Consider the following 23,162-nt stretch of genomic DNA (forward strand, 5'->3'; position numbering starts at 1 on the left):
CTTTGATCATGACAGGCCGAGGCGGTTAGAGCAAATAGGGTGTTCCTACATCAACGTCAACTGGCTCTCCGGCGGCTGATAGCCGAGGTGTTTCCAGGCGGCAGGGGTAGGAATTCGGCCTCTAGGGGTGCGTTGCAGGTAGCCGATTTGCAGCAGGTAGGGTTCGTAGACTTCTTCGATAGTTTGGGGATCTTCGCCGGTAGCTGCTGCCAGCGTATCCAAACCTACTGGACGCCCAGCAAAGTTTTCGATCATCACGGCCAGCAGGCGACGGTCCGTCCAGTCGAGGCCGCAGGGATCCACGTTGAAGAGTTCCAGGGCTTCTGCCGCCAGGAATTCGGTGATTTCAGACCCGGTGGCTTTGACTTCCACATAGTCCCGTACTCGCCGCATCAGACGATTGGCAATTCGAGGCGTACCGCGAGCACGACGGGCAATTTCGGCAGCACCCGCTTCGGTGATTGGCGTCGAGAGAATCTCAGCCGTGCGGAGCACAATCCGGGTCAGTTCGTCGAGTTCGTAGAACCGCAGCCGCTGCACCAGGCCAAACCGATCGCGCAGGGGAGAGGTGAGAGCACCGACGCGGGTTGTAGCTCCGACCAGCGTAAACCGATTCAATGGCAGACTGCGGGTTTTGGCACTCTGGCCTTTGCCAATCGTGACATCCAAACGAAAGTCTTCCATTGCCGGATAAAGAATTTCTTCGGTGACGCGGGGCAAGCGATGAATTTCGTCGATAAATAGCAGATCCCCCGATTGCAGGCTGACCAACAGGCCAGCAATGTCGCGGGGCCGTTCCAGAGCAGGAGCGGTAGTAATTTTGCAGTTCACTCCCATCTCGGCAGCCAGAATCAGTGCCATTGTGGTTTTCCCCAAACCAGGAGGACCGTAGAGCAGTAAATGGTCCAGCGTTTCCTGCCGCGACTGGGCGGCCCGAATCGCAATATCCAACACTTCCTTTAGCGCCTTTTGCCCCACATACTCCGACAGCCGCTGCGGACGAATTTTTTCTTCTTGCCTGCCGGTTTCATCGGGCTTGGCATCCGGCTGCAGCAGCGATTCTTCGTCATCTGCGTGGGGTGGTCGTGGCACCTTGACCGAACGAGCTTCAGGTTTATCTGTCTGACGCTGCTCTAAAGCAAGGTCTGAAGCAAGGTCTGACTCTGGCTCTGGATTGGAGGGCTGTGGCTTGGAAGAAATAATCGCCATAGGGTCTGCTTCTGCCAACAGTACAGTTGGACTATTCTCCCACCCATCTTAGCGTGATTACGCGGAGCAAAACCTTCAGGCTCGGGTCAGGAATCCTCAAATTTCTAATCTCGGCTGCGTTCAGATGTGGCTCTGCCTTGGCAGAATAAAGCTAGGCTCAACCATTACAATCACACGCTGAAGCGAATTGAAGCCATGACTGACGCTATCTCTGTTCCCGCCAATATCAGCTTTGAGCAAGCCATTGCCCTCACCGAGACGCTAATGGCACAGATGCAGCAGCAACAGCTCACCGAACCTGCCTTAGAAGCCACGCTGTCTGCCCTAGTTAGCACTGAGAATGGCGCTCGTGGGTTTTTTGTCACCTACCTGACCGATGAGCGTTCTCTGGCCGATCATCCCTCGGATGCTGTGATTCGGGCCTTGCAGTCTTCTCCAGAAATTGTCTCCGAACTGCTGGTCAAAAATCTGGCCATGTCTTCGGCGATGGCGGTTGCTCATCGGCGCAACCAAAATGAAGAGATGGCTCAAGGGTCAGATCGGGTACAAACTCGCACAGCACAGCTGATCGAGCGGCTCAAACTGCCGGAAGTCACAGACAAAGCCCAGAAGCTACACGCTAGCGCTGCTACCGGCACCGGCGACTATCAAGCCTTTTTGGACCGCTGGGGCTATGATGCCGAACAGCGAAAGGTGATTCAACAAAATATGGAACGGGTATTGGGGGCAGAACCGTAATGTTTCAGTGGGGGTTCAAAGACAGCATCGTCAATGGCCTGCTTGATTCGCTGCTGACCCCAGTGCAGGATTGGCTGAGTCAGTATCCCACACTGCTGTGGTTGGCAATGCATCCGCTCTGGTTGCTGGGCACCATCTTGCTGCTGCTGTTTTTGCTGTCGGGGCTGCTGCGGGCGATCGCCAGAGTAACCGAGAAACTGTGGTTGTGGCTGCTGATGTTTCCGGTGACGCTGGTGCGGTGGCTGTGGCAGGGGACGCTGTTTTTGCTCAGTCGCCCGTTTTCTGGCAAATCTTTGCCGCAATCTAGCTTTGTCAATCCACCCGCGCTTGAGACGCCTGACCGCCTCACAGAAGTTCTCAACCGATTGGAAAGTTTGCGGCAGGAGCAGAATGAATTGCTTCAGGAAGTGAAGGTGTTACTGGCGAAAGAACAAAAGAAGGAATAATCAACATTAGCTATCAAACGTGGAGCAGTCATCCTGCCTGCTGGCAGGAGTTCCACACTATAGGCTTACCGGACATTGGGTTGAACTACTGCGGCTGCCAAGTACCATCTGGCATACAGATCAGAGGACCTACTGTATCGCCGGTTTGGTAAGTTTCGCCTTCGTAGACGCATTCGGCTCGTGCGGGGGAAGCTGTAAAAACTTGAGCTAGCAGCGCAATTAAAATGCTGGCAAACAGTAGCAGCAATGAGTTTTTTTTGTTGTGGGAATCATTTATTTTCGTAGACATGGCTATCAATTCCTTGTAAACTTCTGCATTAAATAATTTCTTGATATTCAATGTGGATACACTAATCTAGGAATCGGTTATTTATCTGTGTTTTATGCAGCGCAGATTCTAGATAGATTATTCTAAAATCTTCGGTTTTCAATTTCGTTAACTTAACTGTAGCTCTTTAGTTCAACAGAATTACTATTTTTCAACAATTCTCTAGATTCTCACTTAATCTATTGGCAATATTCCTTCAGTTTATTTGAGTTCTTATCGTAGACCATAGTACACCGAAGCATTCCTGTTTTATCTATACCCTCGGGCAGTACTGTTTTGTAATTGTATTTAGCTCCTGTTAATTTTGCTTTGTGCAAATCAGCATCTTTTAAGTTGGCACCTCTTAAATTAGCGTTTACTAAAGTGGCTTCTCTTAAATTGGCACCTTTTAAATCGGTTCCGATTAGTAGTGCTTCAGTTAAATCAGCTTTTCTCAGATTTGTTCTCTGCATATTGGCATCAGTCAATACTGCCATAGATAGAGCAGCCTCCTGCAAAGTAGCTCCCTGCAGATTCGCCATATTTAAGTTCAATCCCGATAGCTTGGAATTAGACAAATCAGCTCCAGAAAGATCGATTCCTATTAAACGTATTACAGGCCGCTCCATTATCATTTCATTCAATTTGATGGTGCTAAGCTTAAGTTCAGCAGACTTACATTTGGCTTTGTCCACTTTCAGATTCTTATCAATCGGGCATCCGCCAATCAAATCAGCTTGATAGAGAAATTTGACTAACTTTCCCTTATGTTCCCCATTTGGATTTGGCTGTTGTAAAAGTTTAGATAGCCAAGATTGATTCTCATATAGTTGGCTTGCTGCATTTAGGGTAATGGCCTCTGCCATCCGCTTTGCTTCATTCCTTTGTGCTTCTTTTTCTTCTGATGCAGCATCATTGGAAGTATCCTGACCACGATTGGACAAGCGTAGCCCTTTATCAACCAGTAGATCTTTCATTTCTTCAAGATAGGTTGACATGATTTCATGGCGCTGTTGATTGGAGGCAGCGTCCATTTGTTGCAAGGTTAAGAAAGTAACAGAAATGGGCACTGCGGCAGAGGCTGTGAATTTTAGCCAACTGAACGAAGATTCTCTGCGAATCCCAGCACAAAACCAATCCCAACTTCTACCAATGAATCCTTTTTTTGCTTCTGAGGGTGATGCTGCGTGTTCTGCTCTTTGGTCATTCACCTGATCGTCGTCATCGTCATCATCAAAAAGCGGATCTATGTCAATGATTGCCATCCTGGTAGCCTTCTAGAGAATTTGTTGATGGTTTTGTCAATAAGACAGCAGGCCAAAATCACACCTTTTGGGTGTCTCCCCAGCTGAGGGTGAAATTGAACTGATTACTCGGCTTTCCAGGAGCCGTCAGGCATACAAATTGAAGAACCTACTCTTTCGCCAGTCTCAAATCTCATACCTTCATACCAACATTCTGCCCGCGCTGGCAAAGCGAAGAGAAACGGTGCAGCAACGGCAACAAGAACGCCAGAGAGAAGGAGAAATAATTTAGGGCGTTGAACAGAAGCAATTTTCGTAGACATGGGTATTGGCCTTGAAATTTGAGAACACAGGAGCAATGAGAGCACCAAACCGTGGGGCGAATCAGGCAAATGTCGAAGCTGGTAGATTGGAGTGAGCGAACAGAACTATCAATAACTTCCGTAGATCTACGGGTTGATCCGAATATAATTCAGAAATCTTTGCCTTATTTTTAGATTTTCGTGAAGTAGGACGGCTGTTTTCTGAGCGGCTGATGAAGACTGATAGTGTCTGGGTTGTAAAGGGCTTGGCTAAATCAACCCATGCGATCTAGCCAAGTGCAGCCGTCTATTTCTGCATACCTTTACCTTTGCGGTCAAAGCCGGTGGGAAACTCGGTGTTGTTGTCCCATTTAGCGCCCTTTAGGTTGGTTTCAGTCAGAATAGCGCCCGATAGGTCAGCCCCGCTCAAATCCGCGTTTTCCAGATTGGCGCTCGTCAAATCGGCCCCCGTCAGTTTGGCTTCCTTCAGATTCGCGCCCGCCAGATCTGCATTGTTCAGGTTGGCGTTCTTCAGAATCGCCTTTTGCAGAATGGCTTTGGTCAACGTAGCGTTACTGAGGTTGGCGTCCTGGAGGTCAGCTTGGTCCAGCTTCGCTTCCGTTAGGGTGGCACCACTCAGATCGGCTTTTCTCATGAAAGCACCGTTTAGTGTGGCTTTATAGAGATTGGCATCCTTCAGCACCGCATTCACCAACTGTACTTTCACCATTTGGGCTTGATTGAGAAGCGCTTCAGTTAAATTTGCACCTTCCAAGGTGGCATTTTGGAGCTGTGCCCGCGACAAATCGAATTTCGGCAACTGAGCACCCGGCAAAAAGGCAGCAGTGAGGTTGATCCCCGGCAGAGGCACCGGCTGATCAAATGTGGTTTCGTTCAGGCGAGCGCCATTCAGATCCAGCACCGAGACTTGGCAGGCCGTAGGCTGTCCTGGTTTAGAACTCAACTTGCATTGACCGATCAAATTCGATTCGTACAGAAACTTGAGCAACTGACCTTTGCGTTCTCCATCGAGCTGCCGCAGCGTACTCAGGGTTCTGGCCCGCGCCATCGACTGTACTTTAGAGTTTTGCTCTGGTTCACCCAGGTTTTTGTTCAACATCAGCTCGGTCATTTCGTCAAAATAGTTCGACATCATCTCGTGACGCTGCCGATCATCCGCTGTCTTCGCCTGCTGGTAGGTGAGCAACGCCAGAAATACAGGTACGGCAATCGAGGCACCGAGCAGTTGCAGCAGATCAAATAGGGTTTTGTCTTTGAGGCCAATCCAACTCCAAAATCGCTGAGGCAAATGTGTTCGTTGCTGCATTGCTTGCACAGGCAAGGCCGGAAAAACCGCAACCTTGGCCTTTGGAGGCTCAGTTGCAGCAGCAGGGGCAACGGACGATTCTCCTAACCTTTCTCGTGGTTCTGGTTCAGTGAATGGGCGTTCGTTAGATTCAGTGACGTAGGGGGGCTGGGGATCAAGGCAGGGGCTTTCTTCGTAGGACACGATCGGTCTCCTTGAAATAGGGCAATGTTCCCGAAACAAATCCAAAATGATTGAGCTACTTGTTGAGCTGCTTGTTGAGCTGCTTATTGTGGTTGCCAGCTACCATCAGGCATGCAAACATAGGGACCAACCGTTTCGCCCGTCTCGTAGATCTGGCCTTGGTATTCGCAGGTTGCTTGGGCAGGTGTTGTCATGAATACTTGAGTGATCACGATCGTAAACAGACCAGCAAAAATTGGTAGATATAGGTTGCGAACGCGGGGGGAAGTTCTAGTAATCATAGTTGCCGAGTCCTGATGATATGAAGAAACAAAATCTTGAAGCAAACCTGCATATTAGTGATGCAGTCTTGGTTTGTATCTGCGGAGATCTACACTAACGTTTCACGAATTTACTGAGATCTTCAAGTGAATTTCACGCTGGTTTGAGGACCTATCTGCATGGGCATCCCTCGTCCACCGTTCGGCTGAACCGCTTACGGCGAAGCCCCTTCACTTATTTCGGAATCCATCCATCTTAATCGGGCGATTTGCCGGTGTCAGTCAGTTGAAGTCAGAAAAAGGTCAGATGCCAAGTCAGGAAAACAAGTCAGAAAAACAAATCAGAAAAACAAGTCAGAAAAACAAGTCAGGAGACCTGCTAGCAAACTGTCCGCAAACCAATCGGTAATTTCTCACCTGGCTTTCAGGTGGAGCTAGGTTTGCCGATCTATGATGGAAGTTAAGAAGCGTAAAGATTTTCAGAAAGCTAGGTTTTCATTATGGTCCTGTTTGGATTTGGTAAAAAGCTAACCATTCCCACCCCTGAAGCAGCCCTGCCTGGACGCGCAGAGCCGATGCCCGTACCCGACCGGCATTTTGTCAATGGGCATCCCCTCAAGCCACCCTTTCCCGCTGGAATGGAGTTGGCCATGTTTGGCTTGGGTTGCTTTTGGGGCGCGGAGCGCAAGTTTTGGCAGCAGGAAGGCGTCTATTCCACCGCTGTAGGGTATACGGCAGGTTCTACCCCCAACCCCACCTATCGAGAAGTCTGTACCGGCATGACGGGGCATAACGAAGTGGTGCAGGTCGTATACGATCCCAAGTTAATTAGCTATGAGTCCCTACTCAAACTCTTTTGGGAAAGCCACGATCCTACCCAGGGCATGCGGCAGGGCAATGACGTAGGCACCCAGTACCGCTCTGGCATCTACGTTTACTCGGACGAGCAGCGCCAAGCCGCCAACGCATCGCGGGATGCCTATCAGCAGGCTCTGAGCAAGGCAGGTTACGGCACCATCACCACCGAAATCCTGGACGCGCCAGAGTTTTACTACGCGGAAGACTATCACCAGCAATATCTGGCGAAGAATCCGGGTGGCTATTGCGGTTTGGGCGGCACCCGCGTGTGTTTCCCGGACGCGATTCAACTGCCTGAACAGGCATAAAACAGGTTTGGAGCAAAGAAAGCAAATGGGGCAGAGAAACCAATGCGATTCCTTGCCCCAACTTGGTCTAATTTAGATTTCTACTGATTCCGCTTTCTCACGACTCCTCCGGCTTCGGGCGTCGCTTGATCGGTTTGGGTATAGGCCGGGGGTTAGAGGAAGCCGCTGGACGGTCCGACCGCTCTGGACGATCACTCCGCATTGGTCTGCTCGATGACTGCCCGCCCTCACGATTATTATCCCAGCGTTTTCGGGGCGGACCACCTGCCTGACTGCCACCTCTGCGAGGCGGACCACCGGGTCCCCGACGTCTGCCACCGCTGCCGTCCCGCTTGCGTTTCTGAGGAGGTACCATGCCAATCTGGGTCGCCTCTTTCACGACTAGCTCATTTTCCTCACGCTGAACATGGAGATCCCAGAAGTAGCCAAGCGCTTTGCCAGCCAAAGTACCTTTGAGGCCGACTTTGAAGGCTCGTGCCTGGGCTGTACCCTGCTTAGGAGCACGGCGAATCTTCACTAGCAACCGCTGCTCTTCTTCTGATTGATAGACCACTTCTCCGCGTACAGAAAAGTAGCGATCATTCAATTCTTCGGGAGGAGTCAGGGCAACGCCCATAGCGGGTGCGGTCGCAGCATCTGCTGTCTCGCTCGACTCGGCCTGAGTTTGCTCGGCAGCTGATTCGGAGTCCGATGCTTCAGCGTCTTCCTGCTCGACTGGCTCCGAATGATCGAGTTCGGCTTCCAGCTCGGTTTCAGACTCCAGCTCTGCATCATCTGCATCATCTGCATCATCTGAGTCATCCAGATCATCGGCCTCATCCGCGTCATCCGCGTGGGCAGCACTATCCATACCCAGACCACCAGCCCGGTTCAATTTCTCTGGCTCCCACACGCCCACAATCTGCATGTGCAGTTCTAAATCCCTTTCTCTAGTGCGGGGATAAACCACCCAGAGGTGGGATTCGTCCAGGTTGATGTGCTTCTTGACCAAGCTCATGACCCGTCCCAGCAGAACGGCGTCAATGATCACTCCATCATCGGTCAAAATCGAACCCCGGGTGAACTGCTCCTCAGAGGGAGTATACTTGCCGCGCACTAAGCCAATTGCCCGATACTGCATCGGCTCACTGGCCGGAGGAATGGGCTGTTGCCGCAGAGGTGCTGTTTGGCTATCGGCTTGATGATCGGTTGGATTATTGCTTTGACTATCGCTATCGGACGAACTGCCAACCTCAGAGCTGTCAGAATTGCGAATTGGGTGCTTGGCCTCAGCAGACTCCGCTTCGGCAGTGGCCTGACTGGCTACGGCTGACTCAGCAATTGGCTCAGAACTTGATTCAGAAGGCTCAGTAGGGTTGACCTCAGCGGCTGAATTCTGCGAAGCGGTCTGATCAGAATCAGTAGAATCGCCAGAATCTTCAGGCGTTTCAGGCTCTGCTTGCATTATAGGTGCAGGAATGTCATCAATGGCATGATCAGAGGGTTGGCTAGACCCAACAGCGTCTGGCCCATCGGGTTTGGATACGGCCTCGTCGGATGTGGTCATACGAGTGGGAGGAGTAATTAGCGTTGCTTTAGAAGATTGGTCGGTCATGGTTTCCGCTGGTGAGGAAGTTTCGGGGGCTAAATTGGCCTGAGCCTCCGTCCGCGATTTGGGGGACGAAGCCGATTTAGACGACTGAGAGGATTTGTTCGGGTCAGGACTCATAGAACCTCCTTGACAGCGGTAATAGAACCACCTACCGTTGAGCACTACAGCAGATCTGCAAACTGACACACTACAGTCTAGTGTGAATTTAACACTAGGGTAGCACTCAGATTAAATGCGCTCTGCTGTTGAGTACATATGTTGAGCACATAGTTGGGTAGTTGGGCTGGTCGGGCTATGAGATTCTTGACCTTCAGATTCGTCCATTCTGTTTATACAATCGCAATTGTCAACATCAGGGATCTCTGTAAAGAATTCTCTCAGCGTTTAAATTACTCATACTAAATTAAGCGATCAGAATTTGCCAAATTTAGGTAAAACAGATGTGATGAACCTGTAGAGTTTGGGAGCTGCTCGTGTCTAACAAGCGTAATCGCTGGCTGACTGGTTTGGTGATGGCAATTGGGGTACTCGCCTTTGTCGGGTTCTCGATTATTTTGCCCTTTAGCGGTGCGTTTCAGCAAAGCCAGAAGCCTGCCGGTTCTGCGACGCCTTCGCCTCGGCCTAGCGGGTCGCCAAGTGCCGATCTAGAGGCGCAAGCTAAAGGATACGAGCTAGTGCTGCAACGTGAGCCAGATAATCAAACCGCCCTGCGGGGCTTGGTCGAAACCCGAATTCAGCAGGGCAAGCTGGAAGAATTGCTGCCGCCGCTGCAAAAGCTGGCCGACCTGAATCCCGATCAACCTGACTACACGGTGCTGCTAGCCCAAACCAAACAGCGATTAGGCGACCGAGAAGCCGCCGCCGAGCTGTATCGCTCTACCCTGGCCAAGCATCCTGGCAACATCAATGCCCTCAAGGGGCTGTCGGATTTGCTGATTGAGCAAGACCGCCCTGAAGCCGCCATTGGCCTGCTGCAAGACACAATCAAAACGGCAGATGAAGCCAACAAAGCCCAACCTGGTTCAGTTGATGTGGTACCAGTCCAGCTTTTGCTGGGTGAGGTCTATGCTCGCCAAGACCGCTTTGAGGAAGCGATGGCGATTTATGATCAAGCGGCCCAGGTCAACCAGCAAGATTTTCGCCCCATTTTGGGTAAGGCATTAGTTCTGAAGGCTCAAGGCAAAACCGAGGAAGCCAAACCTCTATTCACCTCAGCGGCGGCTTTGGCTCCAGCCCAATTCAAGGATCAAATCAACAAGCTCGCAGCGCTGCCCTCTCCTTCCCCCGCTCCGGCCAGTCCAGCAGCAGAAAGCAGTCCGGCAGCAGAAGCAGAACCCGCCCCAGCAGAACCCGCTCCAGCAGAACCAGCCCCTCAACCGTAGAATCGCAAACCGTAGAATCGCACTCCATCAGCGAAGCAGCTAGCTAAAAAAGCTTAATTCTGGCTCCTGGTTGGCTCCTGTCTCCTGTCTTCCCCTCACTCTTCACCCAGATACGCCTTCCTGACGGTTTCGTTGACCTGAAGCTCCTTGGCACTGCCGGTGAGGACAATTTCTCCGGTTTGCAGTACATAGCCTCGGTTGGCTACAGTCAACGCCATGCGGGCATTTTGCTCAACTAGCAGAATCGTAGTGCCCTGATCGCTAATCTCATGGATAATCGAGAAGATCTGGTTGACCAGCATGGGGGCCAGTCCCATACTCGGCTCATCCAGCAATAGCAGCCGCGGACGGGCCATTAGGGCGCGAGCAATTGCCAACATCTGCTGCTCACCGCCGCTAAGGGTGCCGCCTTTTTGCTTAATGCGCTCCTGCAACCGCGGAAACAGGGCAAACACCCGCTCCATATCGGCTTGAATACCCGCTTTATCTTGACGATGGAATGCGCCCATCTCCAGGTTTTCCAGCACCGTCATGCGGGGAAAGATCATCCGCCCTTCTGGGCTTTGGGCAATTCCTAGACGTACAATCTCCGGGGAAGAGCTGCTGCTGAGGTCCTGCCCTTCAAACAAGATTTTGCCTTGACGCGGACGCAGCAAACCCTGGATGGTTCGCAGCGTAGTGGTTTTGCCAGCGCCGTTACTGCCAATCAGCGTCACCACTTCACCGGGTTCAACGTGGATAGAGATGCCCTTTAGCGCCTGGATATTGCCGTAGTAGGTATGAACATCGATCAGTTCAAGCATGGAGGATCACGATGAATAACAGGTCAAATAAGGTCGAGGAAATCCACCGCTAGTTCTCGTCTAATTCAGAAGGCACCGTTCGCTGCGGATCAGTGCGGTGGTTGAGGTCGGGTTCGGGCGGGCCGGTTTCAGTTGAGGGACTGTCTTCTTTGCCCAAATAGGCTTCGATCACGCGCGGATTGGCCCGCACTTCTGTCGGAGTGCCTTCGGCGATTTTAATGCCGTATTCCATAACGCTGACCCGGTCTGAGATGCCCATCACCACCTTCATGTCATGCTCAATCAGCAGGATGGTTAGATTGAGTTCATCGCGGATGCGGTAGATGAAGCGCGTCAGATCGGCAGTCTCGTTCGGGTTCATCCCTGCCGTGGGTTCGTCCAGCAGCAGCAGCTTGGGGTTCGAGGCCAAAGCACGGGCAATTTCTAACCGCCGCTGATCGCCATAGGACAGATTTTTGGCAAACTCGTTGGCCTTTGCTATACCTAGCCCCACATAATCCAACAAATTCAGGGCGGCTCGGCGGGCTTCGGCTTCTTCTTGTCTCACCGCAGGCGGGCGCAGCAGGGTGCCCACCAGCCCAGTTTGCAGGCGGCAATGGCGGCCCACCAGGACGTTTTCCAGCACCGTCATGTTGTTGAACAAGCGGATGTTTTGGAAGGTGCGGACAATGCCGAGTTTGGTCAAGCGGTGAGGCAGAGTACCGGTGATGTCTTGGTCTTCAAAGAACAGACGACCAGAGGTGGGAACATAGATGCCCGTGAGCATATTGAAGAAAGTAGTTTTACCAGCTCCGTTGGGACCAATCAGGCTGGCAATCATGCCCGGCTCTAGGATGAAGTCTACGGCATTAACAGCAATCAGACCGCCGAAGCGCATGGTCAACTGCTGAGCTTCAAGTAGAGACATCAAACACTCCTTACGTCTGCAAGCGACTCATTCACCACCGGATCTTCAGAGCGGAGTTCGGCTTTCCGGCGAGCACTCGGCACCAATCCCTCTGGCCGCACGATCATCATCACCACCAGCACCAGGCCAAACAGGAACAGCCGCATTTGAATTGGGTCAAAGCTGATGGCCAGAAAGTCTCGCAAGGCTGGATTGGCAATATTGGGCAGCACTGTGGTATTGAGAAAACCCTTCAGCACTTGCGCCAACTGTGGCAAGAACAGCCGGTCAGCTCCCATGATGATGACGCAGCCCAGCAGCACGCCCGCCATGTTGCCCAAGCCGCCTAGAATCACCATACAAAGAATAATCACCGACACCGAGAAATCAAACACACTGGGGAAAATTGCCGTGATGTAGGAGGCGTAGAAAGCGCCCGCAAAACCGGCAAACGTAGCTCCCATGGCAAAGGCCAGCAGTTTGACATTGACGCGGTTAATCCCCATGGCGCTAGCCGCCAGCTCATCTTCCCGAATCGCGGTCCAGGCCCGACCCAAGCGCGAGACCCGCAGACGGTTGATCATGAATACTGAGAACACTACCAGCAGCAGCACCAGATAGTACCAGGGCAGGTAGTTATCCGACCGAAAGGTGCCAAGAAACGGCAGAGAAGGGCGACCAATCGGGTTGATGCCCGCTTCGCCATTCGTTAGGTTCAGCGGCTCTTCGCAGCCCACCAGACAAATCGCCAACTCCGGTCGGTTGAGTAGGGTGGCAAACAAGCCAGAAATCGGCTCAACGATTCTAATTGCCGTCAGGTTGCGAAACACGATCGGCACGATTTCGCCAAAGCCCAGGGTGACAATTGCCAAGTAGTCGCCGCGTAGGGGCAGGGTGGGCGATCCCAAAACCAAGCCAGCGATGGCGGCCACGGCAGCAGCAATCCAGATCACGATCCAGAAGTTCCATTCAATGCCTAGGTGTGGTGAGGAGAGCATCCCGGTGGTGTAGGCTCCAATGGCAAAAAAGGCGGCATAGCCCAAGTCGAGCAGTCCGGCATAGCCGACCGTAATATTGAGTCCGAGAGCCAGCATGGCAAAAATGAGAATCTGAATCACGGTGGCGATCCAGCCGGTGGCGGCTCGCTGATCCACCATCGGAAACACGACCAGAAACAGCGCCATTAACAGCCAGGTCATGCGGCGTCGCTGCACTGGGTCGGTGAGGCTCTGAATGGTTGACATCACGGTGGACCAAACCACGGCCATCCCCAACCCCAGCAGCCCGTACTGCAACGCCTGAGGAAAGGAAATGGCGGCTTGTCCCGATAAGGGGCGCACAATCAAGCCTTCCACCAAACTGGCTACGGCCAGCCAAATTCCCAGGATCAACCCGGCTTTGGCTCCCATCTGCGCACCAATTTTCGGTTTAGGCCAGAGGCCATCGTGGCTGCTCGTGTAGCCGGCAGCGGTTCCCAGCAGCCAGCCCACCACCGCACTGCTCCAACCGCCAAACAGCAGAACCGTCACGGCTCCAATTGCCCCCAAAATACTGCTTGCCCGCAGTGCTTTCCAGAAGTTCTGCATCGGTTTCTCCTTACACCTTCTCTTGGAGGTTTTCACCCAGTAGCCCACTGGGCCGGAAGACCAAAATCAGCACCAATACGCCGAACACCCAGGCATCGGTCCAACGGCTCGACAGATACTGATCGCTGAGGGCCGACAGTAAGCCAATCAAAACGCCTCCCAGCATCGCGCCGGTAATGTTGCCAATGCCGCCCAACACTGCAGCAGTGAAGGCTCGCAGTCCGGCAGTGAAACCCATCGTAAACACAATCGTATTGTTGTATAGCCCGACGAGTAAGCCCGCCGCTCCAGCCAAGGCACCGCCAATCAAGAAGGTCAGCACAATCACCCGATCCACATCAAGGCCAACAATTTTGGCCGCATCGCGGTTTTGGGCCACGGCCCGCATTGCTTTGCCCGCAGATGTGTTTTGCACAAACCAGTTCAGGCTCACCATCAGCACAACCGCTACCACCAGCACGATCAGGTCCTTGGTGGTGAAGTCCACTTTGGTGTCAATCCCCAGCGAACGAAAGATATCGATGCGGGGTAACAGGTCAGGAAAGCTTTTAGGGGCCGCGGCAGTGTTGCCCATAATCGGAATAAACGACCGTAAGCCGCCCCAGAATAGCCCCAGATTTTGAAAGATAAACGACATCCCAATCGCTGAAATCAACGGAGCCAAACGCGGAGCGTTGCGCAGGGGCCGATAGGCATAACGCTCGGTTAACACATTCAGCCCGGCACACATGCCCGCAGCGACCAAGAGGGCTACCAGCATCGGGATGATGGCGCTAATAAACGGTGCACCATCCTGCATACCAAAGGCTCCTACCACCGTCAAAGCCGCAAAGCCACCCAGCATGTAGAGGTCACCGTGGGCAAAATTGATCAATTCGATAATGCCGTAGACCAGGGTGTATCCCAGCGCAATGATGGCGATGATCGCACCGTTGATCAGCCCAACCAGCAGTTGCGTAATTAGTAGCGACGGACTCTGAGCAATTTCCTTAAGAATACGGGGTAGATCTAAGCCAGCAATCGGACCTAATAGCAGGACAAAATAAACGATCGCTAGATACAGAACGATTTTCTGCCACGGTTTCATAAATATTTGTAATAGTGAACCGACGGATGGAAATGAGTAGAAGAGTAGTAACTAGGCTAAGCTCTATCCGCTTACAGGAGAGGTTTGGACGTTAAATAAAGACTATAGGACATTTCGACTCGTTCAGGACTCCGGTTCACCAATCGCAATCATTGCTAATTGCTGTTGAAATCCGCTTGGGAAACGGTTTGAACGCCTGATTCGGGTCTCCACTCAGTCTAGAGGCTAGGTTTCGCCTTCTGCGTAACTTTGACTACAAAGTTTTAACGACAAAGTATCGAAGCTGGGCGCTTTGGCCATTCTAAGCAATGGGTACAAGAAAGGGGCGAACGCTAGTAGCATCCGCCCCAATGATTGAGGAATAGGTTAGAAAGCAGCTTATTTGGCCTCTAGGGTTTCAGCAAACGCCCACTTGCCGTCTTTCACGACATTACCGGACATGGTGGTGCTGGTGGTGTCGCCGTTTTCGTCAAAGCTCCAGGTACCCAGCAGGCCAGGAAAATCCTTGGTGGCCAGTACGGCTTCGCGAATCTTGTCGCGATCGGCTTCACACACTTCGTTGAGGGCATTCAGCACCACTTGAGCCGCTTCATAGCCATAGGCGGCGTAGGGTTCCGGCTCAGTGTTGAACTTGGCTTTGTAGGCGTCATACCACTCTTTACCTTTGCCGGTCAGCTCCTTGGGAGGCACCCCACCAAAGGTGGCATAAATGCCTTCGGCATCCTTTCCTGCCGCGTCAATTACGGCCTGTTCAAAGATGCCGTCTGGCCCCATGAACTTAACATCGGTCATGCCGACGTTCCGCATGTCTTTGATCAACTGACCGGCGTTGTTTTGGGTGATACCAGCAAAGTAAATCAGGTCCGGTTCCAGATCTTTGATCTTGTTCATCAAGGCGCGATAGTCGCTAGCTTTGGGGTTAATGCCTTCGTGACCCAACACCTCTAGACCGATTTCCTGGGCAGTGGCTTTATAGACATCGGCAATGCCCTTGCCGTAAAGTTCCTGGTCATCCAGAAGATAAACCTTCTGGGCACCGAGCGCCTTGGACCAGTTGGCCGCCATTACTCCTTGCAAATCGTCGGCTGGCACTACTCGCGCATAGTTGCGTTTGCCGCTGGGATAGTAGGTATCGGGTTCGTTCTTTTCGCCTTTGCCAGGTTTGGTCAAACCAGGATAGGTATTCGCTGGGCTGACCATGACCAGATCGGCCTGATTGAAAATCGGAATTGCTAGCTTGGCTGCTCCAGAGTTGAACGTTCCGAGTACCGCCACGATTTTCTGGTCGGCCACAATCGCATTGGAGTTGGATGTAACCTGAGCGGGATCCCATTTGCCTGCTGCTGCCGTAGCGTCATCATAGGTTCTGAAACCAACCTTGAGCTTGCCGTCACAGACAGTGGAATCCACTTCCTCTAGAGCAAGCTGGATACTGTTAACGATGGTCTGGGTTTGGCCCAGCGCACTACCCGTCATCGGTAGGCTGGACGCAATGATCACATCGCCATCGGTGGCAATGGTCGGAGCAGAAGCCGCCGCCGTTGGACTGGCGTCTGGACTGGCTGCTGGACTGACTGGGCTTTCCGAAGTGGCCGTGGTTGTACCAGCGCAGCCGACACAGAGGGAGAGCAAGCTCAGCACCACAGCCGAACGTTTGAGAGATGCCTTCATGGGCGAATACCTTTGTTAAAAAGTAAATTTCTGTATTGGTCAGGGTTTTAGCTTATTACTTTTATCACAACTGTACCGCTTAGAAAAGCAGCAAATTTAGCCAGTCTCAGTTTTGCTGATCCAACCCCCTTGCTAGAGTTTCACCTGCTTCAAGCTACTGCGCGGATCCGAGGTGCGATTGGCGCGAATCTTTTCGTACAGCTCCCGTTCGGTACTGCTGAGGTCGGTGGGCGGTACAATCATTACGCGAACGAGCTGATCACCCCGTTCTCCATTGGGGTTGCGCCAACCTTTGCCCCGTAGCCGCAGGGTCTGACCAGAGCGAATTCCGGCTGGAATATTCATCGTCACAGTGCCGTCTGGGGTTGGAACCTCAATCGCTGCGCCCAAGGCTGCTTCGTCAGGAGCAATCGGCACTTCGCACATTAGGTTATCGCCTTCAAATTTGAAGAAGGGATGGGGAGTAATTTCCACGACCAGATACAGATCGCCACGCCGACGGCTGTAGGGATTAATTTGGCCCTTTTCCTTAACGCGAATCCGACTGCCCGGTTTGGCTCCGGCTGGAATCCGAACGGTGATCACCTCGTTGCCCAGATTCAACCGCTTTTGCACACCCTTAAAGGCTTCCGCCAAACTCAGCTTGATCGTTGACTCCAAATCTTGTCCAGCCGCCGAGGTGTCCTTGTAGCCGGTATAGTCATTGAAGCCGCCAAACCCAGAGGGGCTAGTGCCGGTGCGATAAGAGGAATAGGTGCGTCCAGCGCCCGGAGTGCCGCCAGCAAAGCGACCTAATAGCTCATTAATAAAATCGTCAAAGCTGCCGTACTGGCTGAAGTCAAAACCGCCAAAGTCAGCGCCACCCGCACCACCTGGCCAACCAGCTGACTCAGCACGGTTCCAATACTGGCCAAACTGGTCATACTTGCGCCGCTTATCCGGATCTGACAGGACTTCGTAGGCTTCGTTGATTTCTTTGAATTTGGCCTCAGCCGATTTGTTGCCTGGGTTGACATCCGGATGATACTTGCGGGCCAGTTTGCGGAACGCCTGCTTGATCTGATCCGCCGTGGCAGATTTGCTAACACCTAAAGTGGCGTAATAATCCTTAAAGTCGGTTGTTGCCATCAACCCAATTCCTCTAGAAAGTTAGAATATCCTACCCCTAACGCTAGCAATCACAACAGAAAACTTGGGTTCGGTTCTTGCCGTTGACTTGGAGCAATTTCCGTACTTTCCCGAAGCTTACTGGTCGCAGCAGCCTGAGGCTGAACGAACTGGAGTAGCAGCTCTGAGTTAGGAGCAGTCGTGCCATAGTGTAGCAGCAGATCGATGCCTTCGCGCAACCGGGGTGGACTACTCCACAATTGACGATACATGCGTTGGATCACCGCCTCCGGAACCTGTCGCCCTCGCTGCTGATTGCGCCAGCAGCAAAGCTCTAACGGTGGATCGAGCCACACGGCTACAATGCGGCTGAACCCGACCGAGCGGGCCAGAGCAATCAGGTCGCGGCGGACGCGGCGGCGCGTATTCGTCGCGTCGTAAATCGCAAAGTCGATTTGCCCGGTTTGGATTTGGATTATAGCTTCCCGCAACTGCCGATTCACTTCTCGCCAGACTAGCAACCAGGGGCCTTGAATCGCCTCATCGCCAAACAGCTGGGCGCGAATGCTATCGGTAGAAATGATGCGGCAAGCTGAGATTTGCTGGAGCTGAGCCGCTAGAGAAGACTTGCCGCTTCCCGGAATTCCGATCAACAACAGCAGGTTCACCAGCTCCAAACTTCCTAGATAATCGTGCCGTCGGGAATCACCGCATTCTTAATCGTCACTACCACGCCGCTGCGAATGTAGAAGCCCATGTCTTCCCGCTCGGCTTCCTGGACCCGCTCCTTGTTGATAATCTGGACATCACAGCCGATGTGGGCGTTTTTGTCGATAATCGCGCCCCGAATCGTAGTGTTGGCCCCAATGCCGAGGGGAATACCTTTTTCCTGACAGTTGGTTTGCCGCTCTGAGAAGGGCTGGTAGTAGTCTGCTCCCATGATCAGCGCATCTTGAATCGTGCAGCCGGACTCGATCCGCGTCCGAATGCCAAGCACCGAATGGTGAATCTGACAGTCTTTGAGGATGCAGCCATCGCCGATCATCGACTCGGTAATCGTGCTGTTGAGGATCTTGGTGGGTGGCAGCGAGCGGCCTCTGGTGTAGATAGGAGCTTTTTCGTCGTAGAAGCTGAAGGCCGGCTGCGGCTGTTGGGTCAGGGCCAGATTTGCTTCATAGAAAGCCTTGATGGTTCCAATGTCTTCCCAGTAGCCGTTGAACAGGTAGGCTTGGACATTGTGCGTATCCGCCGCGGCTGGAATAATCTCTTTGCCAAAGTCGGTTTGTTCAGGCGAACGTTTCAGCAGATCCATCAGCACTTCGGACTTGAACACGTAAATGCCCATCGAGGCGATGTAGGGATTCAGCTTCGCTTCTTCAGGGGATAGTCCTAGTGTGGTTGTATCCACCTGGGCTTTTTTCAGCGCTTCGCCTTTGGGCTTTTCGCTAAAGGAAACAATTCTGCCGTTATCGTCAATTTTGATCAATCCGAAGTCGGAGGCACGGCTCTCATCCATCGGCACCACCGAAATCGTGATATCGGCATTGGTTTCGCGGTGGCGCTGCACAAACTGACTGTAGTCCATCCGGTACAGGTGGTCGCCAGAGAGAATCAGATATTCTGAGACATCCCAGTCTTGGAATAACCACAGATATTGCCGTACAGCATCCGCAGTGCCCTGGAACCAGTTGGGATTTTCCGGCGTTTGTTGCGCAGCCAGAATTTCCACAAATCCTTCGTTGAACCCAGAAAAACTGTAGGTGCGAGAAATGTGACGGTTCAGCGAGGCCGAATTGAATTGGGTCAATACATAGATCTTGTAGATCTCGGAATTGATGCAGTTGCTGACCGGAATGTCAATCAACCGATATTTACCGGCAATCGGCACTGCAGGTTTTGCCCGCAATTTGGTTAATGGATACAGCCGGGTGCCAGCACCTCCGCCTAGAATAATTGCTAGTACCTTTTTCACAATGACCTCTTAACTGCCGCTTAACAACCATTCAACTTCCACCTACAGTGTCTGATGGTCGGTAGCAGTTGGCAAGGGTCTAAAGGCAGAAGATTTGGAAATGGGATCGAGAAAGAGAATGTGGGGATCAGGAAAATTGTTAGTTTTTGGGAAAATCTGGCATTGGAGTTGCCTAAAATGAAAAACTAAACGGATCGTTTCGGCAATGGACCCCCAACCCCAACTCACCCCCGAAGAACTCCAGGAATGGCAGCGCTGTATTGCAGAAGCCAATCGCCACAACATCTGGTGCCACTGTCGGGACTGCGATCGGGAATGGGTCGCCTCTTCAGAAGTGCCCTGTGAGTGCGGCAGTAAACGGGTGGAGTATATTGCCTGCTGGCAATTTCCAGATGACTAGCGCCTGCTGGCAATTTCCAGATGACTAGCGCCTGCTGGCAATTTCCAGATGACTAGTGCCTGCTGGCCAGATAGCCGTTCGGGGCACAGTCACCCTTTTCCAAACGGCCTCCTAGACTTGGTTTGATAATCTATATACTTTTTCAGATAATCATCGTACTTTGCGCCCGTTAAATCAGCCTCACTGAAATCAACGTCGCTACTTTCATCTGACTTACCATCACCTAATTTGACATCACTAAGATCGGCTTCACTCAGTTTTGCACCTCTAAAGTTTGTGCCTTTCAAACTTGCGCCTCTCAGATTAGCTCCACTGAGATTGGCCTGACTGAAGTCTGCTTTACTCAAATCTGCTCCGCTCAGGTTTGCCCCGCTCAAATTCGCTGCAACTAACCTAGCACTGCTGAAATTAGCCTTATCCAGTTCTGCATCGTTGAGATGAGCCTCGCTCAGATCTGCTCCCTCCAGGTTTGCTTCTGTCAGGGTGGCTTTGCTCAGATCCGCTTTGCTCAAATTTGCTTCATTCAGTTTTGCCTCTAGCAACTTTGCCCCGATCAATTTGGCGTTACTCAAGTCTGCCTTTTTCCTAAACGTGGCTTGAACCAAGTAAGCGTTACTCAGATCAGCGCGTCTTAACTTAGAGGCATCCAAGTTGGCTTCCCGCAAATAGGCATTGAACAAGGAAGCCCCGTTGAGGTTCGCTTTTTCGAGTTCAGCTCCGGCTAGATTAGCCTCACTCAGATCCGCTTCGGTCAGATCGGCTCCGTTCAGCTTAGTTGCGCTCAGTTGGGCTTTACTCAAATTGGCCTTGCTGAGACTAGCACTGTTCAAATTAGCCTGACTCAGATTGGTTTCACGAAAATTCGAGTTTCTTAGCTCAGCTGCTTGTAAATCAATGCCTTTTAAGCTGGCTTTTGCTAAATCTTGACGGCTCAGGTTTTGTTTTGCGCGGTTTGCCGCCTCCAGTTTTTGGAACAGATCCTGATCGGATGCGGTGCGTTGATTATGCTCGGCTTCTCGGATTTCTCGCTCGCGTTGTATCGCTGCTTTCAGTTCTTTTTGCAATTCTGCAAGCTCAGATTTAATCTCTTCAAATCTTTTGCCAGTCGATATAGGCTCTATGTAGATCGGACTTTGCTTTTTCAAGGCTTCCAGTAGGTCTATCTTGATCTGGTCCACGGATTTCTGAAGCGCTACCTTTCCCTCTAAGCCATCTAAGCTAATCAGTTTCTTGCCAAGCTCTGTATTCAGCTCGTTTATTTTATCTTTGATTTCTTGTTTCACTTGATCTTGAATTTCTTTTTCAGTAGCAGCTTGGGCATGCCGAACTGTTGCATCAACTGTTCAGAAGTTATAAAACACTAGCATAATCAAAACCTGAACGTTAGGTAAATAGCACCGTCGTCAACTGCTGCAAATACTTTAATCCTTGCAGGGAACCATGAATCAGCCGCAATCCACTCACCGGATGGGTCATTAAGCTTGTCACTAACGGCAGGAGCCGCAGCTCGCCTTCTGCACTGATGGCCCGATCGAGGTTGGGTAAATTGTGCTGACAGTCATCGCTGACAACACGTAGGGTAGCAATTCTCGCAGTTCTGAGCGTAGTGAGAATTGCCTTACCTTCCATATCCACAACATCCACGCCATAGGTTTGTCTGAGCTGCTGTTTTGCAGTTCTAGAGTTGACAAACTGTTCGCTCGTCCAGCTTTGCACCAACGGTACGGCAGGCAGTTGCAATTGGAGGGATTGAGTCAGTGCTGCATCACAGAGCCAATGCCCGACTTCGCGACCAATCATGGCTTTGACGCTGCAATATAAAACCGCTGTCCCCACCGGGTAGGATGGTTGCAAACTGCCGCACAGACCCATCACCAAAATTGAGCGGCGGTCAAGCTGGGGCTGCTTGGCCAAAAAACGCTGTACCGGAGCTGTTCCGATGGGGATTGGCAAAACACTTGGCGGCGATTCCACATTCTGCAAACCGCGACAAACCGCCTGATATTCAGCACCTTGCGCAACGAGGATGGTATCAATCAATGGGGTTGGCACGGCGATTGGTTGAGCTAGAGCGGGTTATAGAAAGCTTACAAAAAACTGAGACAGGAGCGGAGATAGATTCCCGCTCCTATTGATCGTTAACCTCTTACAGCGATTAGCGTTCCAGCACGGTCATGTATTTGCCCTTGGCAAAGGGAGCCGGAATAATCGGAGTGAACCTGGCCCGGTCCGGCACCAGGTTGCGGACATAGAACTCGTTCATCTGATGAATCACCTGGTCGCGAGTACCGATAATCCAGATCTGTGCTCTATCGTCTCCGTAAGTGTGATCGATCACGGTCAACGATTCGTTGCATTCAGTATTCATTGGGTTTAGCCTCGTTTGTTTGATTTCGCTCAAGAAATCGCTCAAGGCACCATGCCTGACTACAGGACGCATCAAACGAGGCTGCCTAGACGGTACCGCTGCACAGTACAATCAACACAGCCTTGCTCTCTGCTCCGATCAGAGAGTCAGGTGAGCTGATCCTTGCGTGTTGGTAGCACCTTGGATCAGCGCCCGAATCGCCTGCCTTGAGCGGCCCACTAGCCCTCTTCGGGTCCGAGAAAAACTAGTATCGCAAAGCATAAACTAAAGCGTAGTAAAACACAAGTGTGTGGCCGTAATTGTTCACAATGCATGAACGTTGCTTGCAGTAAAACCACTCGCTCAGCTCAACCCACTGCTGCACAGATACCGTCTACCAACTCAAAACTCAAAACTCAAAACTCAAAATTACATGCTCTGTGCCCCAGCAATTCCTGCACAGTGCGGATGTCGTAGCCCATACTGAGGTTGTTTTGCTCGAACGGCATCAATGCCGGACATTTCCAGATTGAGCACTTCCCGATAGAGAAACAGCAAGGCACTGAGAGCTTGATTCTGGGTTGAAGCTGAAACCTGCCCCTCGACGGCTAGATGGGTGAGAAATGCTTCAATTTCAGCGTTGCCCATCTCCTTGGGATGGCGCTTATTGTGAAACAGGATGTAGCGGCGAATCCACTGCACGTAGGTTTCTTCCGTGCGGTAGGCGTAGGGCTTGAGACGAATCGCATCCCGCAGCTGATCCAGCAATTTTTTAGGCGGTGGCTGCATAGAGGGAAGTAGATGTACTGTGTATCTAATAGTACACCTGATCACATCCGTAAGGAATCTGAAAATATGGGGAAAGAGTCTCGCGAATCAGTTTAAACGGCGTATTATACGGAAATAATCGGCATAAGTAGTAATTTGGGATCTTAGGCGGAAACATTCTGCCTATCCGCCCATTTTGGGATCTTAGGCGGAAAAATTCCGTCTATTAATAGTTGGGCTGCATTGAGTTATCGGTGGGGTCGCCCTTGAAAGTTATCGGTTAGTATCTAAGGCTGCATCGATCCATCTCTTGAGTGGCAACTAAGGCGGCAGTAGGTATTCAATCAGTATTGGCTACAAGCTTGCAGGTTGAGCTATCT

Annotated in this window: 24 protein-coding genes; 5 read left to right on the top strand and 19 right to left on the bottom strand. The window is 51.7% G+C overall.

From position 1 onward, the window contains the following. Window positions 1-45: 45 nt before the first annotated feature. Window positions 46-1,209 carry a Holliday junction branch migration DNA helicase RuvB gene (gene ruvB / locus HJG54_RS22790; RefSeq protein ID WP_316431545.1) on the bottom strand — a complete coding sequence of 388 codons (1,164 nt, stop codon included), beginning with the start codon at window positions 1,207-1,209 and terminating at the stop codon, window positions 46-48. Window positions 1,210-1,404: 195 nt separating this feature from the next. On the opposite strand from ruvB, the gene HJG54_RS22795 reads away from it, so the two are divergent. Together HJG54_RS22795 and HJG54_RS22800 are read left to right on the top strand one after the other, a co-directional pair. Further along, complete coding sequence (locus HJG54_RS22795) at window positions 1,405-1,947, top strand: hypothetical protein (RefSeq protein ID WP_316431546.1); 543 nt, start codon at window positions 1,405-1,407, stop codon at window positions 1,945-1,947. After that, entirely contained in the window at window positions 1,947-2,393 is a 447-nt protein-coding gene (locus HJG54_RS22800) for a hypothetical protein (RefSeq protein ID WP_316431547.1), read from the top strand. The genes HJG54_RS22795 and HJG54_RS22800 overlap by 1 nt, the downstream gene beginning before the upstream one ends. 85 nt (window positions 2,394-2,478) lie before the next feature. Here HJG54_RS22800 and HJG54_RS22805 read toward each other — a convergent pair whose 3' ends face one another. The 5 genes from HJG54_RS22805 to HJG54_RS22825 all read right to left on the bottom strand — a co-directional run bounded on the left by HJG54_RS22805 (window position 2,479) and on the right by HJG54_RS22825 (window position 6,037). Further along, complete coding sequence (locus HJG54_RS22805; RefSeq protein ID WP_316431548.1) at window positions 2,479-2,682, bottom strand: hypothetical protein; 204 nt, start codon at window positions 2,680-2,682, stop codon at window positions 2,479-2,481. Window positions 2,683-2,900: 218 nt separating this feature from the next. Further along, window positions 2,901-3,965 carry a pentapeptide repeat-containing protein gene (locus HJG54_RS22810; RefSeq protein ID WP_316431549.1) on the bottom strand — a complete coding sequence of 355 codons (1,065 nt, stop codon included), beginning with the start codon at window positions 3,963-3,965 and terminating at the stop codon, window positions 2,901-2,903. Between the two features lie 104 nt (window positions 3,966-4,069). After that, complete coding sequence (locus HJG54_RS22815) at window positions 4,070-4,267, bottom strand: hypothetical protein (RefSeq protein ID WP_316431550.1); 198 nt, start codon at window positions 4,265-4,267, stop codon at window positions 4,070-4,072. 286 nt (window positions 4,268-4,553) lie between these two features. Then, on the bottom strand, window positions 4,554-5,756 hold the full coding sequence (locus tag HJG54_RS22820) for a pentapeptide repeat-containing protein (protein ID WP_316431551.1): 1,203 nt from the start codon (window positions 5,754-5,756) through the stop codon (window positions 4,554-4,556). 83 nt (window positions 5,757-5,839) lie between these two features. Continuing rightward, window positions 5,840-6,037 carry a hypothetical protein gene (locus HJG54_RS22825; RefSeq protein WP_316431552.1) on the bottom strand — a complete coding sequence of 66 codons (198 nt, stop codon included), beginning with the start codon at window positions 6,035-6,037 and terminating at the stop codon, window positions 5,840-5,842. A 479-nt stretch (window positions 6,038-6,516) separates the two neighbouring features. On the opposite strand from HJG54_RS22825, the gene msrA reads away from it, so the two are divergent. Further along, entirely contained in the window at window positions 6,517-7,182 is a 666-nt protein-coding gene (gene msrA, locus HJG54_RS22830) for a peptide-methionine (S)-S-oxide reductase MsrA (protein WP_316431553.1), read from the top strand. 97 nt (window positions 7,183-7,279) lie between these two features. On the opposite strand, the gene HJG54_RS22835 is transcribed toward msrA, so the two are convergent. Next, window positions 7,280-8,890, bottom strand: a complete 1,611-nt coding sequence (locus HJG54_RS22835; protein WP_316431554.1) for a hypothetical protein — start codon at window positions 8,888-8,890, stop codon at window positions 7,280-7,282. Window positions 8,891-9,246: 356 nt separating this feature from the next. On the opposite strand from HJG54_RS22835, the gene HJG54_RS22840 reads away from it, so the two are divergent. After that, on the top strand, window positions 9,247-10,155 hold the full coding sequence (locus HJG54_RS22840; RefSeq protein WP_316431555.1) for a tetratricopeptide repeat protein: 909 nt from the start codon (window positions 9,247-9,249) through the stop codon (window positions 10,153-10,155). A 95-nt stretch (window positions 10,156-10,250) separates the two neighbouring features. On the opposite strand, the gene HJG54_RS22845 is transcribed toward HJG54_RS22840, so the two are convergent. The 8 genes from HJG54_RS22845 to HJG54_RS22880 all read right to left on the bottom strand — a co-directional run bounded on the left by HJG54_RS22845 (window position 10,251) and on the right by HJG54_RS22880 (window position 19,267). Then, complete coding sequence (locus HJG54_RS22845; RefSeq protein ID WP_316431556.1) at window positions 10,251-10,958, bottom strand: ABC transporter ATP-binding protein; 708 nt, start codon at window positions 10,956-10,958, stop codon at window positions 10,251-10,253. Between the two features lie 49 nt (window positions 10,959-11,007). Further along, complete coding sequence (locus HJG54_RS22850; protein WP_316431557.1) at window positions 11,008-11,865, bottom strand: ABC transporter ATP-binding protein; 858 nt, start codon at window positions 11,863-11,865, stop codon at window positions 11,008-11,010. Continuing rightward, window positions 11,865-13,430: a branched-chain amino acid ABC transporter permease gene (locus HJG54_RS22855; RefSeq protein WP_316431558.1), complete on the bottom strand. Its 1,566-nt coding sequence runs from the start codon at window positions 13,428-13,430 to the stop codon at window positions 11,865-11,867. Before HJG54_RS22855 ends, HJG54_RS22850 begins: the two co-directional genes overlap by 1 nt. Window positions 13,431-13,440: 10 nt before the next feature. Next, window positions 13,441-14,517, bottom strand: coding sequence for a branched-chain amino acid ABC transporter permease (locus HJG54_RS22860; RefSeq protein WP_035998833.1), 1,077 nt, complete (start codon window positions 14,515-14,517; stop codon window positions 13,441-13,443). A gap of 378 nt (window positions 14,518-14,895) precedes the next feature. Then, a complete protein-coding gene (locus tag HJG54_RS22865) occupies window positions 14,896-16,188 on the bottom strand; it encodes a branched-chain amino acid ABC transporter substrate-binding protein (RefSeq protein WP_316431559.1) in 1,293 nt (430 codons plus the stop codon). Window positions 16,189-16,320: 132 nt separating this feature from the next. Next, window positions 16,321-17,316 (bottom strand): DnaJ C-terminal domain-containing protein, encoded by a 996-nt coding sequence (locus HJG54_RS22870; protein WP_316431560.1) that lies wholly within the window; start codon window positions 17,314-17,316, stop codon window positions 16,321-16,323. A 50-nt stretch (window positions 17,317-17,366) separates the two neighbouring features. Continuing rightward, on the bottom strand, window positions 17,367-17,963 hold the full coding sequence (locus HJG54_RS22875) for an AAA family ATPase (RefSeq protein ID WP_316431561.1): 597 nt from the start codon (window positions 17,961-17,963) through the stop codon (window positions 17,367-17,369). A 14-nt stretch (window positions 17,964-17,977) separates the two neighbouring features. Further along, window positions 17,978-19,267: a glucose-1-phosphate adenylyltransferase gene (locus tag HJG54_RS22880; protein WP_316431562.1), complete on the bottom strand. Its 1,290-nt coding sequence runs from the start codon at window positions 19,265-19,267 to the stop codon at window positions 17,978-17,980. A gap of 205 nt (window positions 19,268-19,472) precedes the next feature. Here HJG54_RS22880 and HJG54_RS22885 point away from each other — a divergent pair, with 205 nt between their 5' ends. Continuing rightward, window positions 19,473-19,667, top strand: a complete 195-nt coding sequence (locus HJG54_RS22885) for a hypothetical protein (RefSeq protein ID WP_211622625.1) — start codon at window positions 19,473-19,475, stop codon at window positions 19,665-19,667. An 89-nt stretch (window positions 19,668-19,756) separates the two neighbouring features. On the opposite strand, the gene HJG54_RS22890 is transcribed toward HJG54_RS22885, so the two are convergent. The 4 genes from HJG54_RS22890 to HJG54_RS22905 form a co-directional block, all read right to left on the bottom strand. Further along, a complete protein-coding gene (locus HJG54_RS22890; protein WP_316431563.1) occupies window positions 19,757-20,731 on the bottom strand; it encodes a pentapeptide repeat-containing protein in 975 nt (324 codons plus the stop codon). Window positions 20,732-21,050: 319 nt separating this feature from the next. Beyond that, complete coding sequence (locus tag HJG54_RS22895) at window positions 21,051-21,719, bottom strand: phosphorylase (RefSeq protein ID WP_316431564.1); 669 nt, start codon at window positions 21,717-21,719, stop codon at window positions 21,051-21,053. A gap of 103 nt (window positions 21,720-21,822) precedes the next feature. Then, window positions 21,823-22,035: a hypothetical protein gene (locus HJG54_RS22900; RefSeq protein WP_316430628.1), complete on the bottom strand. Its 213-nt coding sequence runs from the start codon at window positions 22,033-22,035 to the stop codon at window positions 21,823-21,825. Between the two features lie 408 nt (window positions 22,036-22,443). After that, window positions 22,444-22,803 carry a phage integrase N-terminal SAM-like domain-containing protein gene (locus HJG54_RS22905; protein WP_316431565.1) on the bottom strand — a complete coding sequence of 120 codons (360 nt, stop codon included), beginning with the start codon at window positions 22,801-22,803 and terminating at the stop codon, window positions 22,444-22,446. Between the last annotated feature and the right edge of the window lie 359 nt (window positions 22,804-23,162).

It is taken from the genome of Leptolyngbya sp. NK1-12, assembly GCF_032598965.1.
In the GTDB taxonomy this organism is placed as follows: Bacteria; Cyanobacteriota; Cyanobacteriia; order Elainellales; family Elainellaceae; genus Elainella.